At 48.6% G+C, this 16,922-nt stretch carries 14 protein-coding genes and 1 pseudogene; 10 read left to right on the forward strand and 5 right to left on the reverse strand.

All coding sequences use genetic code 11. The annotated features are described in order from the left end of the window. Nucleotides 1–21: 21 nt before the first annotated feature. Nucleotides 22–308: pseudogene (gene tnpA, locus ACFQNG_RS11560) on the reverse strand (IS200/IS605 family transposase); the annotation flags it as partial. Between the two features lie 263 nt (nucleotides 309–571). Here tnpA and ACFQNG_RS11565 point away from each other — a divergent pair. Further along, complete coding sequence (locus ACFQNG_RS11565) at nucleotides 572–1,039, forward strand: hypothetical protein (protein WP_379865178.1); 468 nt, start codon at nucleotides 572–574, stop codon at nucleotides 1,037–1,039. Between the two features lie 22 nt (nucleotides 1,040–1,061). On the opposite strand, the gene ACFQNG_RS11570 is transcribed toward ACFQNG_RS11565, so the two are convergent. After that, nucleotides 1,062–2,567: a flotillin family protein gene (locus ACFQNG_RS11570; protein ID WP_379865181.1), complete on the reverse strand. Its 1,506-nt coding sequence runs from the start codon at nucleotides 2,565–2,567 to the stop codon at nucleotides 1,062–1,064. A 5-nt stretch (nucleotides 2,568–2,572) separates the two neighbouring features. Continuing rightward, a complete protein-coding gene (locus ACFQNG_RS11575) occupies nucleotides 2,573–3,106 on the reverse strand; it encodes an NfeD family protein (protein ID WP_379865183.1) in 534 nt (177 codons plus the stop codon). Nucleotides 3,107–3,485: 379 nt separating this feature from the next. Here ACFQNG_RS11575 and ACFQNG_RS11580 point away from each other — a divergent pair, with 379 nt between their 5' ends. The 9 genes from ACFQNG_RS11580 (at nucleotide 3,486) to ACFQNG_RS11620 (ending at nucleotide 16,106) form a co-directional block, all read left to right on the forward strand. Continuing rightward, nucleotides 3,486–3,956 carry a hypothetical protein gene (locus tag ACFQNG_RS11580; protein WP_379865185.1) on the forward strand — a complete coding sequence of 157 codons (471 nt, stop codon included), beginning with the start codon at nucleotides 3,486–3,488 and terminating at the stop codon, nucleotides 3,954–3,956. Nucleotides 3,957–4,276: 320 nt separating this feature from the next. Beyond that, nucleotides 4,277–5,134 carry a lipase family protein gene (locus tag ACFQNG_RS11585; protein WP_379865188.1) on the forward strand — a complete coding sequence of 286 codons (858 nt, stop codon included), beginning with the start codon at nucleotides 4,277–4,279 and terminating at the stop codon, nucleotides 5,132–5,134. 130 nt (nucleotides 5,135–5,264) lie between these two features. Next, complete coding sequence (locus ACFQNG_RS11590; RefSeq protein ID WP_379865190.1) at nucleotides 5,265–5,411, forward strand: lipase-like domain-containing protein; 147 nt, start codon at nucleotides 5,265–5,267, stop codon at nucleotides 5,409–5,411. 154 nt (nucleotides 5,412–5,565) lie between these two features. Next, entirely contained in the window at nucleotides 5,566–5,919 is a 354-nt protein-coding gene (locus ACFQNG_RS11595; RefSeq protein WP_379865193.1) for a hypothetical protein, read from the forward strand. 352 nt (nucleotides 5,920–6,271) lie between these two features. Continuing rightward, complete coding sequence (locus tag ACFQNG_RS11600; protein ID WP_379865195.1) at nucleotides 6,272–13,798, forward strand: SDR family NAD(P)-dependent oxidoreductase; 7,527 nt, start codon at nucleotides 6,272–6,274, stop codon at nucleotides 13,796–13,798. 131 nt (nucleotides 13,799–13,929) lie between these two features. After that, nucleotides 13,930–14,250 carry a hypothetical protein gene (locus tag ACFQNG_RS11605; protein ID WP_379865197.1) on the forward strand — a complete coding sequence of 107 codons (321 nt, stop codon included), beginning with the start codon at nucleotides 13,930–13,932 and terminating at the stop codon, nucleotides 14,248–14,250. Continuing rightward, nucleotides 14,199–15,008 (forward strand): membrane protein insertase YidC, encoded by an 810-nt coding sequence (gene yidC / locus ACFQNG_RS11610; protein WP_379865200.1) that lies wholly within the window; start codon nucleotides 14,199–14,201, stop codon nucleotides 15,006–15,008. The genes ACFQNG_RS11605 and yidC overlap by 52 nt, the downstream gene beginning before the upstream one ends. A 209-nt stretch (nucleotides 15,009–15,217) precedes the next feature. Then, nucleotides 15,218–15,661: a MarR family winged helix-turn-helix transcriptional regulator gene (locus ACFQNG_RS11615; protein WP_379865203.1), complete on the forward strand. Its 444-nt coding sequence runs from the start codon at nucleotides 15,218–15,220 to the stop codon at nucleotides 15,659–15,661. Nucleotides 15,662–15,689: 28 nt separating this feature from the next. Beyond that, on the forward strand, nucleotides 15,690–16,106 hold the full coding sequence (locus ACFQNG_RS11620) for an organic hydroperoxide resistance protein (RefSeq protein WP_379865206.1): 417 nt from the start codon (nucleotides 15,690–15,692) through the stop codon (nucleotides 16,104–16,106). 174 nt (nucleotides 16,107–16,280) lie between these two features. On the opposite strand, the gene ACFQNG_RS11625 is transcribed toward ACFQNG_RS11620, so the two are convergent. Both ACFQNG_RS11625 and ACFQNG_RS11630 read right to left on the reverse strand, forming a co-directional pair. Continuing rightward, complete coding sequence (locus ACFQNG_RS11625; RefSeq protein ID WP_379865208.1) at nucleotides 16,281–16,604, reverse strand: lamin tail domain-containing protein; 324 nt, start codon at nucleotides 16,602–16,604, stop codon at nucleotides 16,281–16,283. A gap of 149 nt (nucleotides 16,605–16,753) precedes the next feature. Next, on the reverse strand, nucleotides 16,754–16,922 hold a 169-nt coding region (locus ACFQNG_RS11630), incomplete at its 5' end, for a zinc ribbon domain-containing protein (RefSeq protein ID WP_379865211.1).

The raw sequence follows: 16,922 nt of genomic DNA on the forward strand, positions 1-16,922 counted from the left end.
TACATAGCGTTTAATGATTTAGTGTTTAAATTCTTGTCTCAGTCTTCTTGAAGTCACTCCTTTCACTTTTGCCATGATATCCGATGGTGAATGAGCGGGAAGACCGTTCAAGAACAAATGACAATGATCAGGCATGACTTCCATAGCACAATCAACCATTCATTCTCTTCACAAATTTCGGTCACCCGTTCCTTGAATCGCTCTTCTACTTGATTCACCAGTACTTTTGTTCGATAGCGCGGACAGAAAACAAAATGATAGTTGATTAAAGAGACCGTTGTTCTTGTTCTTCTGTCGTCTTGTTCCATATCCAGATCCTAACCGTTCGATCCGCAAACTGCAACATCAAAAGATAAAAAATAGTTGCTCTAAGCATCCCCTTTATGGGGATACCGAGCAACGCCGTCTTTCATCCCTTGATTGAAAAGCCAGCAAAAATCTGTAAGACCTTTTTTATTAGGGCGGCTGGCTGTCTGCGAATCGTTGCCATACACGCTAAGGTTTTAATTTGGTTCCATTCTTGCTAATTTCAACCTGATTTGAACGCCACAACTGTTCAAACAAAATACAGATGACCGTTCCAACCAACAACCCATTGCTGAAAAAAGACTGTAATATCGATGGCAATGACAGGAATAATGAGGACGGCAAAAACATCATTCCGGTTCCGAGTGACAACGTCAATCCCAATATACGCGTCACTGATACTCACAACTATTTCGATTATAGAAATAAATCCGATGGATATCCACCCTTTTTCTATCCGAAGCCCTTAAAAGAGAATTTGTTGTCCAAAGTCCTGGCGGCAGCCGTCGGTTGTTGCGGACATATACCTGTAAAAGTTGTAGAATCCAAAAGTCGGACGAAATCAGATCCATTCACGAAGCGAGGAATGCCTTTTAAGCTTCACTGTATTCATCTTGTATCCTCCGTTTTAAAAATCAACTTCCTGATCATCACAAAAGAACGACGCGGTTTTCCACGTCGTTCTGTGAGGATGGTACTCCAGCTTGCCGTTTGGAATGACATTGGCGAGTGAACATAAGGGCCTACCACAAATCTCATTCTTTGTCCAGAGGCGGGGATGGTTGCTCAACCGAAAGGGATTCTTGCTTGGCCAATCCCTGAATGATTTGCTTCACATCGATGCCGGAGACTTCTTTGACCATTTCAGGGGCTTGAGCCATCAATTTGGTGACATAGTTGCTGACTTTGGTGGCGCCGTCGCCGTGTTCGCCGGAAGCGTCAACCACCGTCAATTTATCGATATTGCCGAGCGGTTGGGCCACTTGTTTGGCCAGTTCGGGCAGCATTTTGGTGATGAGGTCGAGCACGGCGGCTTGTCCGTACTTCTCGAAGGCTTCAGCCAGCTTTTGTTTGGCTTCGGCTTCGGCCAGACCTTTGGCGCGGATGACCTCTGCGGCGGCGATCCCTTCCAGCTTCTCCACTTCCGCTTGGGCCATCCCTTTTGCTTTTACCGCTTCCGCTTCCGCCGATCCTTTGGCTTTGATGGATGAAGCTTCGGCGAGGGCGCGCGCCTCTTGTTCAAAGCGCAGGGCTTTGGCCTCTTGTTCTTTGGCGTACCGGTCGGCATCCGCTTTTTTGCGCACTTCGGCGTCGTATTGCTTTTCCCGGCGCAGGATCTCCTTTTCTTCCAATTCGATCATTTTTTGCTTTTTGACCAGCTCGATTTTCATCTCTTCTTCGACGACTTGTTGCTTATAGCGGTTTTCCTGCAGATGGTAAGCTTGGTCCGCTTCGGCCCGTTTCATATCCTGTTCGATTTTAAACTCAGCGATGCGCAGTTCTTTGTTTTTCTTGGCTTCGGCGATATTGGTTTCGGAGATGAGGGAGGCTTTCGTTCCTTCTTCGCGGGCTTTGGCCGTTTGAATTTCCGTGTCGCGGATGGCGTTGGCTTCGGCGATGTCGGCATCGCGTCGCACCATGGCGATGCGGGGACGGCCGAGCGCTTCAAGGTAGCCGTTTTTGTCGCGCACGTCCTTGATGGTGAAGGAGACGATTTGCAAGCCCATTTTTTTGAGGTCGCGGGCGGCGACGGTTTGCACTTCTTGGGCGAATTTCTCCCGGTTTTTGTATACTTCTTCCACTGTCATGGTGCCGAGGATGGCGCGCAGATGGCCTTCCAACACCTCGCGCGCTTCGTCATTCAATACCTCGTCCTTTTTGCCCATGAATTGTTCGGCTGCCGTGGCTACGTCTTCGATGGCGCCCCCGATTTTAATGATGGCCACACCGTCCACCATGATGGGTACCCCTTGTTCGGTATACACTTCCGGTGTGGAAACCGTCAGCTTATGCGACAACAAGCTTAATTTTTCAGCCCGTTGGAAAATGGGGACGATAAATGCGCCGCCTCCGCGGATGATTTTGATCTTCTTGCCTGAGTCATCAGTCAGAACGTTTTTGTTGCCGAGCATGCTCCCGGTGACAATCATGGCTTCGTCCGCGCCCACTGTTTTATAACGGGCCCAAAATGCGATTCCCAAGACAAACAATACGCCAATGACGATCAGGACGATTTGCAACGTTTCCAATGCCGGTGCCAAACGTTTCAGTCTCCTTTCAAAGATGGATGGGGAGAAACATACAAAATATGGTCCTTTACAGTGATGACAACCACGGTGGTACCTTGGGGGATTTCTGTTTGATCCATGCTGGCGGCGATCTGGTTGGTTTTTCCACCGACGGTCAATATGACGACTTCACCAAACCCGCGGGCGGGAATCGTCACGGTCACCTCTCCCTTTTTTCCCTCTAAGTCGGCGAGGCGAAACCCAGTGGAATTTTCCGCGCTTTTCATCGGCCGCACGTAGAAAGCGTACAAGAAAACGAAAGAAAGCACAGCCGCGAGGAGTGCCCCCAAAAGAACAGATGTGCCGGCAAGGGAATTGATCCGGTCCAGAATCAATCCCGTTCCGCCAAAAACGGTGACCGCTCCAACCAAGGTGATCGGCTGAAAGATCGGGAAGCCGATCTCCAACAGGCCATCCATGATTCCGGCGAGAAGATCTCCCAATAAGATGATCAGCAAGGTAAAGATGACCCCTCCGATCAGACAGCCCCAATATATCAACTGAAGATTCATGCCATCCCTCCCATTGAGCCGTCTGATTTCATTATACGAAAAAGGCAGAAGGAATCGTTTGTCTTTTTAGAAAATAATTGTTTTAATGAGATCAATCCATTTCGATATAGAATGTTTATTTCGGCATCTTAAAAAGCTGATTCCCCCTTGCTTGAGGAATCCAGCTTTTTTAAGAGCAGAAACCGGAAAAGACCCCACTGTTCCTCATTCTCGAGTGAACTCTTGTAACCGTAATCTTTTGTTTTCATGAACCACTGCACAAGGATGAAGAACATAAGATTGAAATAAATTAGCAACAAATATATGGAAAAACATGGATGATATACTAAAAAAGCGAAGAATAAATAAATGTAAATTCAACCGAGAGGTGAGTGAACGTATGTCTTTGCATGCTAAGAATTTGGTGGAGAGCACTCAAAAGGAAGAAATACGGAATGAGATTGACACCAGTAAAATCTATAAGTTGGTGCCCGGAAACAATTGCAGAAGAGCGTTGACCTTTGAGGAACTGAATAATTGGGATCAGGTGTTATTGCTGAATTATGCATCTGATCCATTGGGTGGAACACCGGTGAAGTTACATAAAGCTGGGGAAAACAAATACAGGATGCAGATGCAGACATCGAGCAGAAGAGAAAAAATGACTTGGATTCGCGGTTTAAAAAACGGTTTGATCCTTGATGAAGAAAGTACCTCTACGGTTTGGCACTTTGATCATAAAGGAAATAACATTTATGTCATTTCCGGTTATCTGGGATATTTAGATTGGTATCACCAAGAAGATTCAAATAAAAAGTGGGTGTATATGTCGAAAGATCCATTGAAATGGCATTTGATTCCAACCAATTAGATAATATGCAGTAACAACAAATAAGGTCAGAGTGATACACTCTGATTTTTTTTGCTCTGAGGGAAAATGTACCCTCAAAAATAAAACGACGCGGTTGCCCAACGCCGTCCGGTGATGATCCAAAGTCTCGTATTCCCCCGATGCGGTACCAGCTTATCTGTCTAGGACGGGAGCCAAAAGCTCTTCCACTTATAAAGGGCTTTTTCATTCCCCCCGATCCCACATGAATGACAATATCGAAGCAATGGAGAGTGCTAATCGCGAACGGCAGATCATACAAAATAAAAATGGAAGATATGGAATGGGGGATGAGTTTAAAAATGAAATCATCCGTGAATTCAATGATCAATCAGGCCCTTTTTTTAATCGCTTGCAGTTATCAAGCCCGCCGGGTTGACGGAGAAACCTTTGTGGTGCCGGCGGAATGGGGATACAAGCTGGTGAATAAGCTGAAGCTGCCACCACCTTTTCGACCCGAAAGCTTCGGTTTTGTCATGGAGAACAAGAAACACATCGTGATCGCTTTTAAAGGGACCGGTCTCCAACTGTTTGATCTTGCCATTGATCTGGATTTATTTCAAACTCCCTTTCGGTTTGTTCCTATGGGAGGCAAGACTCACCGTGGATTTACCTTTGTCTATGGCTTGCTGCGCAAGCAACTGATCTCCACCATATCACATCTTCATCAACGTTCACCCAACAAAACCGTTTTTGTGTCAGGACACAGCATGGGAGGAGCCCTGGCCACATTGGCCGGTTTGGATCTGGCCATAAATACGGCATATAAAAAACCAAAGGTTTATACCAGCGCCTCCCCGCGAGTGGGTGACCCCCATTTTGTGGCGGCGTTTAATCAAGCCATTCAAGAGAGTGTGAGGATCGCCAATGTTCATGACTACATCCCCCTGCAACCGCAAGCGAACATTTTTCCACCCTTTATCAGGAGCGGGCTTTTTTATCGGCATGTGAAAACCTTATTTCCGCTCAACTTCCAATGCAAGAGCAAACCTTTCGCTTTGTTTAGAAACCATATGATTCAAAACTATTTTAACGCCCTTCGTCAACGGGATCGGAACTTTGCAAACCGCATGTGTGAAGCAAATCCTGGATTTTGCCCGAAGATGACAGATGATCCGTGCCAATTGCGACTGGAAACCATCCCCTTCTTCCGGAAATAAAGCCGAATCCTTTTATTTCTCTCTACTCTTTGGATTGAGAGAGTTTTTTGCTTTCCCACCCAATGGTGAATATAGCCTAATTAGATCTTAATATTCCAATAATTTTTATAAGGGTGAGGTGCTGTGTCAGATGGTTAAAAAGACCAGTCTGTTACCTTTGGAGGGAGAAATGGATACGGTTACCCATCAGCCAAAAAAGATTCATCTAGTTGGCCACAGTTTGGGTGGACAAACCATTCGGGTATTATCTCAGTTGTTGGCCACCGCGGCGGTTTAAGGATAAACTTGAGTATATCGCATGAATAGGCTGCAACCAAAAGTGTCAGAAATCCCTCATCACTTATTAGAAAAAACAGTGTAATTTATAGATTGATACGATTATAATTATTAATTAAACCAGTCATTTTCTTATATAAGGGAGGGATTTTAAAATGAAAATGAAGTTTACTTTTCTTTTTCGCAATCATGAAGAAACCAAAGATACGGATCAATATTCCCATTTCTTGCAGAATAATATCATTCCAAACGTCCTCAAAGTGGAAGGGGTCTCTCACGTTGAACTGTGCCACCTGGCCCCATTCACTTTCGTGGCCCCGCCGAATGGCAATCAGGAAGAACCCCAACATCTGTTGCAAATGGATATCTATTACAACAGCGTTGTTGATTTCCAACAAGCGATGAATTCTTTTAACGACGCCTACCTAGTAGAGGAAATCGTGAAGGCGGCGGATTATACAGACTTGTACATATCCTACATAGTGAACTATTCAAAAGAAAACGTTTAACTGTTTTTAACGTGTTCTCTTTTCCATGATGGTTGGACTCATTTCTAATAAATATAGGATATGAAGATTGGCATGCACATCGTTCAAGCAACCTTCGCTCACACGCTCATACAAGCGAAGGTTGCTTTTTTGATCCCATTTTATGTCTGCATTTTGCAGTCATCCCCCATTCTTCCCGCTTATGGCGACTCTGCAATTTTTAACCTTTTATGAATTTTTCTCACCAAATACCCAAAAAAATCTAACCATCATTAAAATTTTTATCTTTTTTTCTCTTTGAAACTACATATTTCATCTCGAAATAGTATAATTAAAATAACTATTTCCACAACACAGAGGTGAGATTTTAACAATGAATCATCATCCAATTGCCATTATTGGAATTGGCAGTTATTATCCAGGGGCCAAAAATCTTAGGGAATTGTGGGAAAACATCTTATCTAGACGCCGGCAATTTCGTGAAATGCCAAAACAACGTTTACCGCTCGGAGAATATTATGATGCCCATCCTGACACACCAGATAAAACTTATGCTCGATATGCCGCTGTGATTGACGGCTTTGCGTTTGATTGGGCTCAACATAGGATTCCCAAAACCACCTATGAGTCTACAGATATTGTGCATTGGTTGGCGTTGGAGGTTGCCACACAGGCATTGATCGATGCGGGGTACTCCCGGGAAAATATCCCCAAAGACAAAACAGGGGTTATAGTGGGAAATACGTTAACCGGTGAATTCACACGCGCGAATACCATGAGACTGCGTTGGCCTTTTGTGCGCAAAACGCTTAGAGCCGCGGGACAATCCCATGGCCTGTCCGCCGCGACGCTCCATCAGCTGGAAAAGCGGATGGAAACCATCTATAAGTCCGCTTTTTCCCCCGTTACGGAAGATACCTTGGCAGGTGGTTTATCCAATACCATCGCCGGGAGAATCTGCAATTTCTACGATTTGCATGGCGGAGGCTATGTGGTGGATGGCGCTTGTTCCTCTTCTTTGATCGCCGTGGCCACGGCAGCCGGCAAACTGGCGAATGGAGAGCTTGATCTGGCTTTGGCCGGCGGGGTGGATATTAGCTTGGATCCGTTGGAAGTGGTTGGCTTTGCCAAAACGGGCGCACTGACCAACAAGGATATGAATGTATATGATCGTCATTCCAGCGGGTTCATTCCGGGAGAAGGCTGTGGCTTCGTCATGTTGAAACGGCTGGAAGACGCCCGAAAAGACGGCGATTATGTGTATGCCGTGATTCGGGGATGGGGCATTTCCTCGGACGGCAAAGGCGGCATTACCGCTCCCAAAGTGGAAGGCCAGTCACTGGCCTTGCTCCGCGCTTATGAGATGGCCGGTTATTCCCCGCATGAGCTGGATTTCATAGAAGGTCATGGAACCGGAACGGTGCTCGGCGACCGCATAGAGCTGGAAGCCATTGCTCTGGCTCTGGATTCATATGGGAAAGCGCCTTTGCGCTCCTGCGGCGTCACCTCTTTTAAGTCATTGGTTGGCCACACCAAAGCGGCCGCGGGGATTGGCGGTTTGATTAAAGCGGCCTTGTCGGTCAATCAGCGGGTACTTGCGCCAACAGCCGCTTGCCACGAGCCAAATGATGTTTTCCGCACAACGGCACAAAATATTTATCCGCTCTTGCAAGGCGAGGTACGCGCGCGGGACGCACGCCTTCGTGCCGGAGTTTCCGCAATGGGCTTTGGCGGCATAAACTGTCATGTTACGTTGGAATCGGCGGACTTGCCCAAGGAAGAGCTAAAACCGGAAATTGAGGAAAGAGCCTTATTGGTTTCCAATCAAGAGACGGAGTTGTTTGTGTTCGCCGCTGATGCAAAAGAAGATCTGCTCACCCAAGTCAAACGGGTTCAGCGACTGGCGGCAGGGATCAGTGTGGCCGAACTGACCGATTTGGCGTACTGGTTGGCTCAGCGGGTAAAACCGAAAGCACAAATCCGAGCTGCGGTCATCGCTGATCACCCGGACCGCTTGGCTGAAGGATTGGCCTTGTTGATTGACAAGTTGGAACACGCCTTTCCGGCCAAAGGGGAAGTGTTTGTCCACATGGAGAAGCAAGTGTGGATCGGCAATCAAGTGAACCGGCACCGAGTTGGTTTCTTGTTCCCCGGTCAGGGGTCGCAAAAAGTAAACATGGCGCGCACCTTGTTGGAACGGTTCCCTTGGGCAAGAAAAATCGCCAAGCAAGCCTGGGAAGTGATTCCACAAGCACAAGAGATGATGTTCCGCCCACTCGACCGGGCACTTCATCGCGAAGAAGTCCAAGCATGGGAGAAAATGTTGAGTCAGACGGAAGTGGCCCAGCCCGCCATTGTTTTGGCATCGGTATTGTGGAAGACATTTTTGGAAAGATTGGGAATCCAACCCCAGTTCACCGCTGGCCACAGTTTGGGAGAATTGACCGCCCTCTGCGCGGCTGGAGCCTATGACAAACAAGTGTTGTTCCAACTCGCGGCAACAAGAGGAAAAGCCATGTCCGCTTCAGAAGGAGAGGCCGGTGCGATGGCCAGCCTGCACACGAATAAAGAGGTAGCCGAAGCAATTTTGGCGGAAATATCCGGCTATGCGGTGGTCGCCAACCTGAACAGTCCCTCGCAAACGGTGATTTCCGGTGAAAAAGAAGCGGTTGCCAAGGCTGTTAAGCGGGCGCAGGCACGACAGATCCAAGCCGTCATGCTCCCGGTTTCCAATGCCTTTCATTCCAAGCTGGTCAAGCAGGCGTCCAGCCTGTTGCTCCGTCAGGCCCTCCTTCCGGCAAACCCCGTTCCTTTATCTGTGCCGTTCATTTCTGGCGTGACTGGTGAAGAGATGAAAACCCTTACTGACGGAAACGCGTATTTTGCCAAGCAAGTCATGGAGCGGGTCGATTTCATTTCATTGATTGCGGCGGTGAAAGAAAAATGTGATTTGTTGGTGGAAGTGGGGCCAGGGCGTGTGTTAACGGGATTGGTGACTGACCAAGCGGGGCCGCCTTGCTTCCCGGTGGAGTCAAAACCGGGGAGAGACCGCGATCTTCACCAGTTCTTGGCCACCTACTTTGTCCATGGCGGGCACGTTCAGTGGGAGCGGTTATACGAACAACGCTTGATCCGCCCGTTTGTTCCAGCTGAGGAAAAACAGTTCATCGTGAATCCTTGTGAAAATCCTTTGTCCGTCCCCGCTTCCGGGCATGTCAGCGATGATTCGGTCCGGCTCCCTCAACCAGCCGACCTGCCAACAGACATATGGGAACGGTATCTGGAAGAGCGAGGTGCCTTTTTGTTGGATGTGATTCGGGCAGATTTAAAACATATGCGTTCGGAGCCTGTTTCCCGGCAACCGGAGGAGAGGAACGAGCCCCCTTCCCCGTCTTTACCGGAAGCGCCACCGGTTGAAAAACCAGCGGCAGCGACTGCATCCGTGGCACAAGCGGCGATTCGATGGGTCGCACAGCGGACCGGGTATCCCTCCGCTTCGATTGCGCTCAGCCACCGGTTGCTGGATGATTTGAATTTGGATTCGATTAAATCGGCTGAGCTTGTCTCTTCACTGGCGCAACAGTTTGCCGTGGCCGATCGGATCGATCCGAGTGATTTTGCCAATGCGACGTTGGAGGAAGTGTGTCAGGCGCTGGAACGTTTGGTTCTGCCAGAAGCTGCCCGTGAACAGACGATAACCCAGTCTTTGTTAGAATGGACAACCAAACTGACCGGGTATCCCCGTGAATCGATCCATATGGATATGCGCTTGTTGGATGATTTGAATTTGGATTCGATTAAATCAGCCGAATTGGTCAGCCGTGTCGCCAATGAGTTTCAATTGGAGGGACAATTGGATCCAACGGAATTCGCCAATACGACCTTGAGAGAAATCGAACAGGCGCTATCCCCTTTGTTAACGTCCAAACCAGACGCACCCACCACGCCCGTCGCATCGCAACCAAACAGCAAAGAGCGTCCATGGGTACGCAATTTTGTTGTCGATTATGTCGAAGCTCCGTGCAATAACAGCACACCGCTCTCTTTTCCTGAGACGGCCCGCTTCTTGATTGTTGTGAGCCAAACCAGACATTCTCTTGCCCGGGCGTTAGCTGCGGAATTAACCGCCCGCCACATTCCGGCGGAGATTGCGACCTTTACGGAGCTAGCCGCACAACAGCGATTGCGCCATGAAGCGTTTAGCCATGTGGTGGTCATCTTGCCCCAAACCGATACCAGCGAAGATTTGTCCGTCATGATAAAGAGATTGCAAAGTGTGATTGGCCCGGTCAAAGATGTAGGCTATGAAACATCCATAACCTATATCCAATATGGCGGGGGCTACTTCGGGACACGGTCTGAGAGGATTCAACTGGGCACTTGCACAGCTAACGCGTTCGCCGCCAGCCTCCATATGGAACGTCCCCACGCCAACATTCGCGTGATTGATTTGAGTCCGGAATTAAAACCGAAATCGATTGTCAAACCCATCCTGGCGGAAATCGCCGCGGAAGAGCCCTTTGTGTCAGTCGGATATGACCAACACAAAGTAAGACGCGTTCCGCAGGCGATCGTTCAACTGCCGCAAGCGTATCCCGTCCGCCCCTTTAAATGGACAAGCGAAGATGTGGTGCTTGTGACGGGCGGCGCGAAAGGGATTACCGCCGAGTGCGCATTGGCCGTCGCTCAATCGACGGGAGTGAAGATGGCCTTGGTTGGTCGTTCGACTGCGGAAAGTCCCGAGATTCAACAGACACTGGCGCGTTTTAGGGAAAGCGGATTGATTTGCCGGTATTATTCCTGCGACATGACGGATCAAGCCGCGGTTGAACAATTGATCGCATCCGTGCGTGAGGAGCTGGGACCGGTGACGGGGGTCATTCATGGCGCGGCGCTGATGCAACCCCGACGGGCGGAACAGATTTCACCGGCCGCCTTTTTGAACGAGATCGGACCTAAGGTGCTCGGCGCTTTGCACCTCTGTAAAGCGTTGGAAACTCACCCTCCCAAATTATTTATCGGGATTTCTTCACTGGCCGGTATTACTGGAATGGCCGGAAACACGTCGTATGGCTTTTCAAATGAGGCGTTGCAGTTGATCTTGCGCCGCTTTGGACAGGAACATCCCTCAACGCAGGTGTTATCTGTCGCCTTCAGCGTATGGGATGAGGTGGGTATGGGAGTGCGGGCTGGCAGCATCGACTTTTTGGAAAAGAAAGGAACCTACGCCATTCCCGTTGCGGAAGGGACCAAACGGTTTGTCCATCTGTTCCACCATGATCCGCAAGCGAAACAGGTCGTCATTACGGCCAAATTAGGCGGTTTGGAAACTTGGCGTCCACGTCCGGTAAAAAGGGAAAAAGGGTTCCGATTTATCGGGGACATACTCTACGATTATCCGGAAGTGGAATTCATCACTCGGGTCCACTTAAATCTGGAAAAAGACCCCTATGTGAAAGACCATGTATACAATGGAACCTACCTGTTCCCGGCTGTGTTTGGTCTTGAAGCCATGGCGCAAGCGGCCTCCTATGTGACCGGCATCGCAGACTTCAACCGTGTCCAAGTAGATGATATCCAACTCACCTTGCCGATTGTGCTTGATCCGCAAACAGGCGTCACCGTGGAAATCCGTGCGGAAGTGCTGGAGAACGGAAAGATCAAAACTGAGCTGCGCACCGAACAAAATGGGTTTGCCAAACCGCATTATACAGCCACCTTTTGGTTCCCCTCCGCGACTGAGGAGAGACAGGAACGCCTCTCTTTCCCAAAAGAAGCGTTGGCGATTGAACCGAAAACAGACCTTTATGGACCGCTTCTGTTTCAAGGGCCTTCTTTTCACCGGTTGGCGCACATATACGATACCGCTCACAACGCGAAGCGGCACACGGGCCATTGTCTCTTTACCGCTCATGCGGAAGAGACGGACCAATACTTACTCGGTGATCCGTATTTCCATGATGCCTTGTTGCAATCGGCACGGATCATCACTCCGCAGGATTTATGCCTGCCTGTGAAAATCGCATCATTCAAAAAGCTCGGGGGGCTTCTAACCAAGCCGGAGACATGGAGGGCCGTGACAAGACTGCAGGAACAAACGGACTCGTCCTATACTTACACGGTGGATGTATTGGATAAGAGCAACCAAGTCGTCCTAAGCTTAACCGGTTATCAAGTGCATAAGATGGAGCATCATCCTGGGCTTCCGACGGCGGATGAGCTTTCCTCATTGGCTTTTACCGATGAACGGCGGTTGACCGAAGCGATTCGTACCCACGGCAGCAAGTTAATGGTGGATGTGCCGGTCATTGCGTTGACCCATTGTCCAGGCATTCATCAACAATCGAAAGAAGAGCGACATGCACGGATCATGCCGTTATTTAAGCGGGGCATCGCCAAAGCGGGAGGAAATGCGGATCATTCACTGACTTGGGATGAGTACGGCAAACCCGTCGTGATGGAGCAAACCCATCCCTCCAGCCGCTTCCATGTGTCTTTCTCCCATGATGACGAAGTGTCGATTTGCGTCATCGGAAATGAGGAGCAAGGCTGTGACATTCTTCCAATTGACAGTCACCGCAGTGAAGGAGATTGGCTCCACTTGTTGACAGACAAATACCAACCCTTGATGAAATCATTACAGAAGCACGGAGATTCCGAGTCACTGGCCGGAAGCCGAATCTGGGCCAGCCTGGAGGCGGCTGTAAAGGCCGGCGGAGGAAAAGTCCAGGGGATGGAAATAGAAAAAACTTCGGGTGAAGCAATATTATTACATGCAATCACAGAAACATCTTCAATTTCGGTACTGACTATCCCCGTTCAATTGTCCAAACCACTCAAACGAATGGTGGCTCTGGTGGTTTCCTCCCGTCCGTCAAAATTGAAAGCAGAGCGGCAATATGGTGAATTTCACCCTGAATATGGTTTTGTCTATCGCTTTCCACTCACTTTTAAAGACACCCCTACCTTAAGCAGGAAAGTGAATCTCAGCCGTTATGCCGATTGGATGGGCAAAATAAGGGAATTATCTTTATCCGCGATTTTGAAGCGGGTCACCGACCAGTTTGCTTCCGGGAAATGGGGCATGGTAACCAATTTTGCGCAAACGGAAATCGTTGGCGAAGCATCCTCCCGCGATGTGATTGAAGTTCATCTGCAAATTGACCATATCCAAGATGACACCTATATGGAGATCGTTTACCACTGGTATAAAGTAAAAGAAAACGGCACCTTGGAGCTAATAGCAACCAGCAAACAGGGACTGACATGGGTGGAGATCATCGGTCATGGCTTAGTGAGACCATGTCCGTTTCCCGATTATTTCTCACAGTTTTTAAAGGACAAATTAGCCGTAATGAGCTATCGGGAACCACTCTTCCAACAAAGCCAATTTTTGCGCGAACAACTTCTGGGGCCGGAAACGTTTGCGGTCAAATCCGGACCGTCGGATCGTTTGATTCTACAAACCAAACGATTTGAAACCTCGTTGGAAGAGTCCAATCTCGTCGGTAATGTGTATTTCTCCAACTATACCGTTTGGCAAAGTAGAGTGCGTGACCAATTCTTCTATTCATTGGCTCCGGAGTTGTTTCAGGGAACAGGAAAACAAGGCGAATGGCTTCCCCTGTTCAGCAAGGTCCACCATCTCCGTGAAGCGATGCCGTTTGACACCATTGAGGTGCAAATGTCATTGGCAAAAAGGTATGAATATGGCGTGAACCTATTTTTTGAATATTATAAGCTGGACACGGATGGACAGAAGCAGAAGATCGCATATGGTGAGCAAGAGATCGTCTGGATCAAGCGGGATGAACGGGGACATCCGGTTCCCGCTCCCTTACCGGAGATATTTGAAAAAGAGCTGGGACAAGTTTATGCAATGAACCACTCCCATGCCTAAAGGCAAAGGATTTTCGGGCAGGATCATCAAAAACAGATGAGATGCCCAATGATTCCTTTTGACATTCGCCAACCTATCCAAGATAATTGAAGAAATAGGAAGAATAAAAATAATCGAGGAGGTGAATACAGATGTTCATTGAGTTCCATGACGTGATTCCCATGTTGGTGTCCATCAGCGTCATCTTGACCGTGCTGTGTTCGTTTACACTGATTCGGGCGGCGCGGGAGCGATTGTCTCGATTCGTCTCCTTCACCAAGCCGTCACGCACAGATGAAACGGAACACATTCAGCATTGGATTGCGCGGAGAGTGCAAAGGAGAGAAGCCCCTGAAGACGATTCGGACCATATCCCCCCCGTTCTCAGCATGACGCTTCATGAGAAACGAGGAGGAAAACCATGGGAAAATCATCTGTATTCACTTTCATTCAACGATACAGCAACGTTCTGATCGCAGTCGCTGTGCTTCTGCTGTTGAGCGGATGCCAACCGGCCGCTCAACCAACGGATGCGGACGCGTCTGGTTGGTTCACTCAAATCTTTGTCAGCCCTTTTTCTCACCTGATTAAGTTCTTTGCGAGTTTGTTTGACGGCAACTATGGCCTGTCGATTATCTTGATGACCATCCTGGTCAGACTAGCTCTGATGCCGATGATGATGAAGCAATATCGCAACCAATTGGTGATGAAAGAAAAAATGAACGTCATTCAGCCTGAGCTGAAAAAAATACAAGAGAAGTACAAAAACAAGCAAAAAGATCCCGAAGCGCAAAAAAGAATGCAACAAGAGATGATGCAACTATACCAAAAACATGAATTTAACCCAATGGCGATTGGTTGCTTACCAATGCTCATCCAATTGCCCATTCTGATGGGTTTTTACTATGCGATTAAAAACTCACCCGAAATTACGACACATTCCTTCTTATGGTTTAATCTGGGACAAACTGACATGATCATGCCCTTGGTTGCGGCCTTTGTCTATTATGTCCAATTCAAGGTGTCCCAGGTTGGCATTGATCCGCAGCAACAGAAACAAATGGCCCTGCTCGGCTACATGTCGCCTTTAATGATTGGATTGTTCTCCTTCAACGCACCGGCGGCATTACCGTTGTACTGGTCCGTTGGCGGCCTGTTTCTCATCTTCCAAACCCTTATTTCCAAACGCCTGTATAAGCAAAACGAAGCATTGCCATCCATCAGCAAATAGCGATGAGCCTGATCCGAATTGCCCCCTGTGAAAAAACAGGGGGCATTTTATTTCACCGGGGGTGATCCCGCCTAGCATCCGTTGGATTCATAAGGTTCTTGCATGAAGGAAATAAATAAAGATTGACAGGAATCGAATTCGGGTGTAGATTAATTTGTATCAATTAAATTGTATTAAATTGAATTGATTGGAATGAGGTGAACGTCGATTTGAACTTAGATAACCAGCTTTGCTTTACCATTTATGCCTGTTTTCGAGAAATCAGCCGATTGTATCGCCCCATCCTAGACCCGCTGGGAATCACTTATACGCAATATCTCGCTTTGCTGGCGTTGTGGGAGCGGGACGGATTGACACTGAAAGAATTGGGACAACGACTGTACCTCGACTCAGGTACCCTGACACCGCTCATGAAGAAATTGGAATCGATGGGCTTCATCACAAGGAAGCGATCGAGCGAGGATGAACGGAAGGTGCTCATTCAGCTGACAGAGGAAGGAAGAAAGTTCAAAGACATCGCCTGTCAGATTCCGGTGAAACTCGTCCAGCAAAGCGGGTTGACCCAAGAAGAGCTGTCCCATTTGATGGGGGAAGCCCGCCATTTGCTGGCCCGCGTTCAAGAAGCGAGTCGGGGCATGCAAGATCGTTCCTGAGAAAAACTTGATGAAAAGGGGTATTCCCATGAAACCATTATACACTGCAACTGTCACCGCCAAAGGCGGACGAAACGGGACCGTCACTTCTTCCGACGGCGTACTCCAACTGGACGTGCGAATGCCTAAAGAACTGGGAGGGCAAGGCGGAAATGCCACCAATCCGGAACAACTTTTCGCTGCCGGGTATGCGGCTTGCTTTGACAGCGCCTTAAATCTGGTGGCCCGCACCAAACGGGTCAAGGTGCAGGAAACGGAAGTCATAGCTCACGTCTCCATCGGGAAAGCGGAAGACGGCGGATTTGAATTGGCCGCGACATTGGATGTCAAAGTGTTGGGTGTGGAACCTGAAGTGGCCCAAGAGTTGGTTCAGGCCGCCCATCAAGTGTGTCCATACTCCCGCGCGACCAAAGGCAATATGAACGTGACCCTTCTTGTGCTATAAAGCATGAGATGATTTCTTGGCGAAAAACCAGTCCATTTCGGACTGGTTTTTCATGTTGACGGAAGCTTCCCCCTCGTTGAATGGATAATCCCACTCTCTCATTCCCCAACATCTTTATTCATGGTATCCCTTTGACACAACAAACGTCCTGGAATGATCCAGGACGTTTGTCTCCTATTGATTTGTCGCCCCTTTGGTTGGCGTCGTATCCTGACTGGTCGCCCAATTGCCGCCATCCGGGGAACGGTACCATGAACGGTCATAACCAGTAGATCCGTAATGATACTGATCGATCACCGTTCCGTCTGGCCCCTTTAATGTGACATCGTCACCGCCACTGTTATTGTAGTAGTTTGTCGTCTCCCAGACGAAGTAGCCCTTGGCGGGGATGGTGGTGCCGCTTGGGATGGTGTAAGGAGCCCCACCGCCACCCACCAGATCATCAATCACATAGCCGGACAGGTCGACCGGGGAGGAAGCGGGATTGTAAATTTCCACAAACTCTTTCTTGAGACTCCACACGGCTGAAGCCGTGGGATTCTTGGATAGTGAATGTCCTCTTCAGGGCTGTCTCATCAGCCCATCCCATACAGTTCTACAACATCGTTGCATGTACCCATATGGGCGGCGTACCTATGACCAGTACGCTAGGCGGCGAGTCCGGATATCGCCTTACCTATATTGATTGCTCCGTTTAAGTCTGCATGGCAGGTATAGCCACACCGCTTACACTGGAAGCGAAGTCCCTTTTGATTCGCTTTTTCACGATGTCCACATTTGCAGGTTTGACTGGTATATTCCGCTTTGACTTCTTCA

Origin of the sequence: Laceyella putida (assembly GCF_042665195.1) — a bacterium.
Lineage (GTDB): Bacteria > Bacillota > Bacilli > Thermoactinomycetales > Thermoactinomycetaceae > Laceyella > Laceyella putida.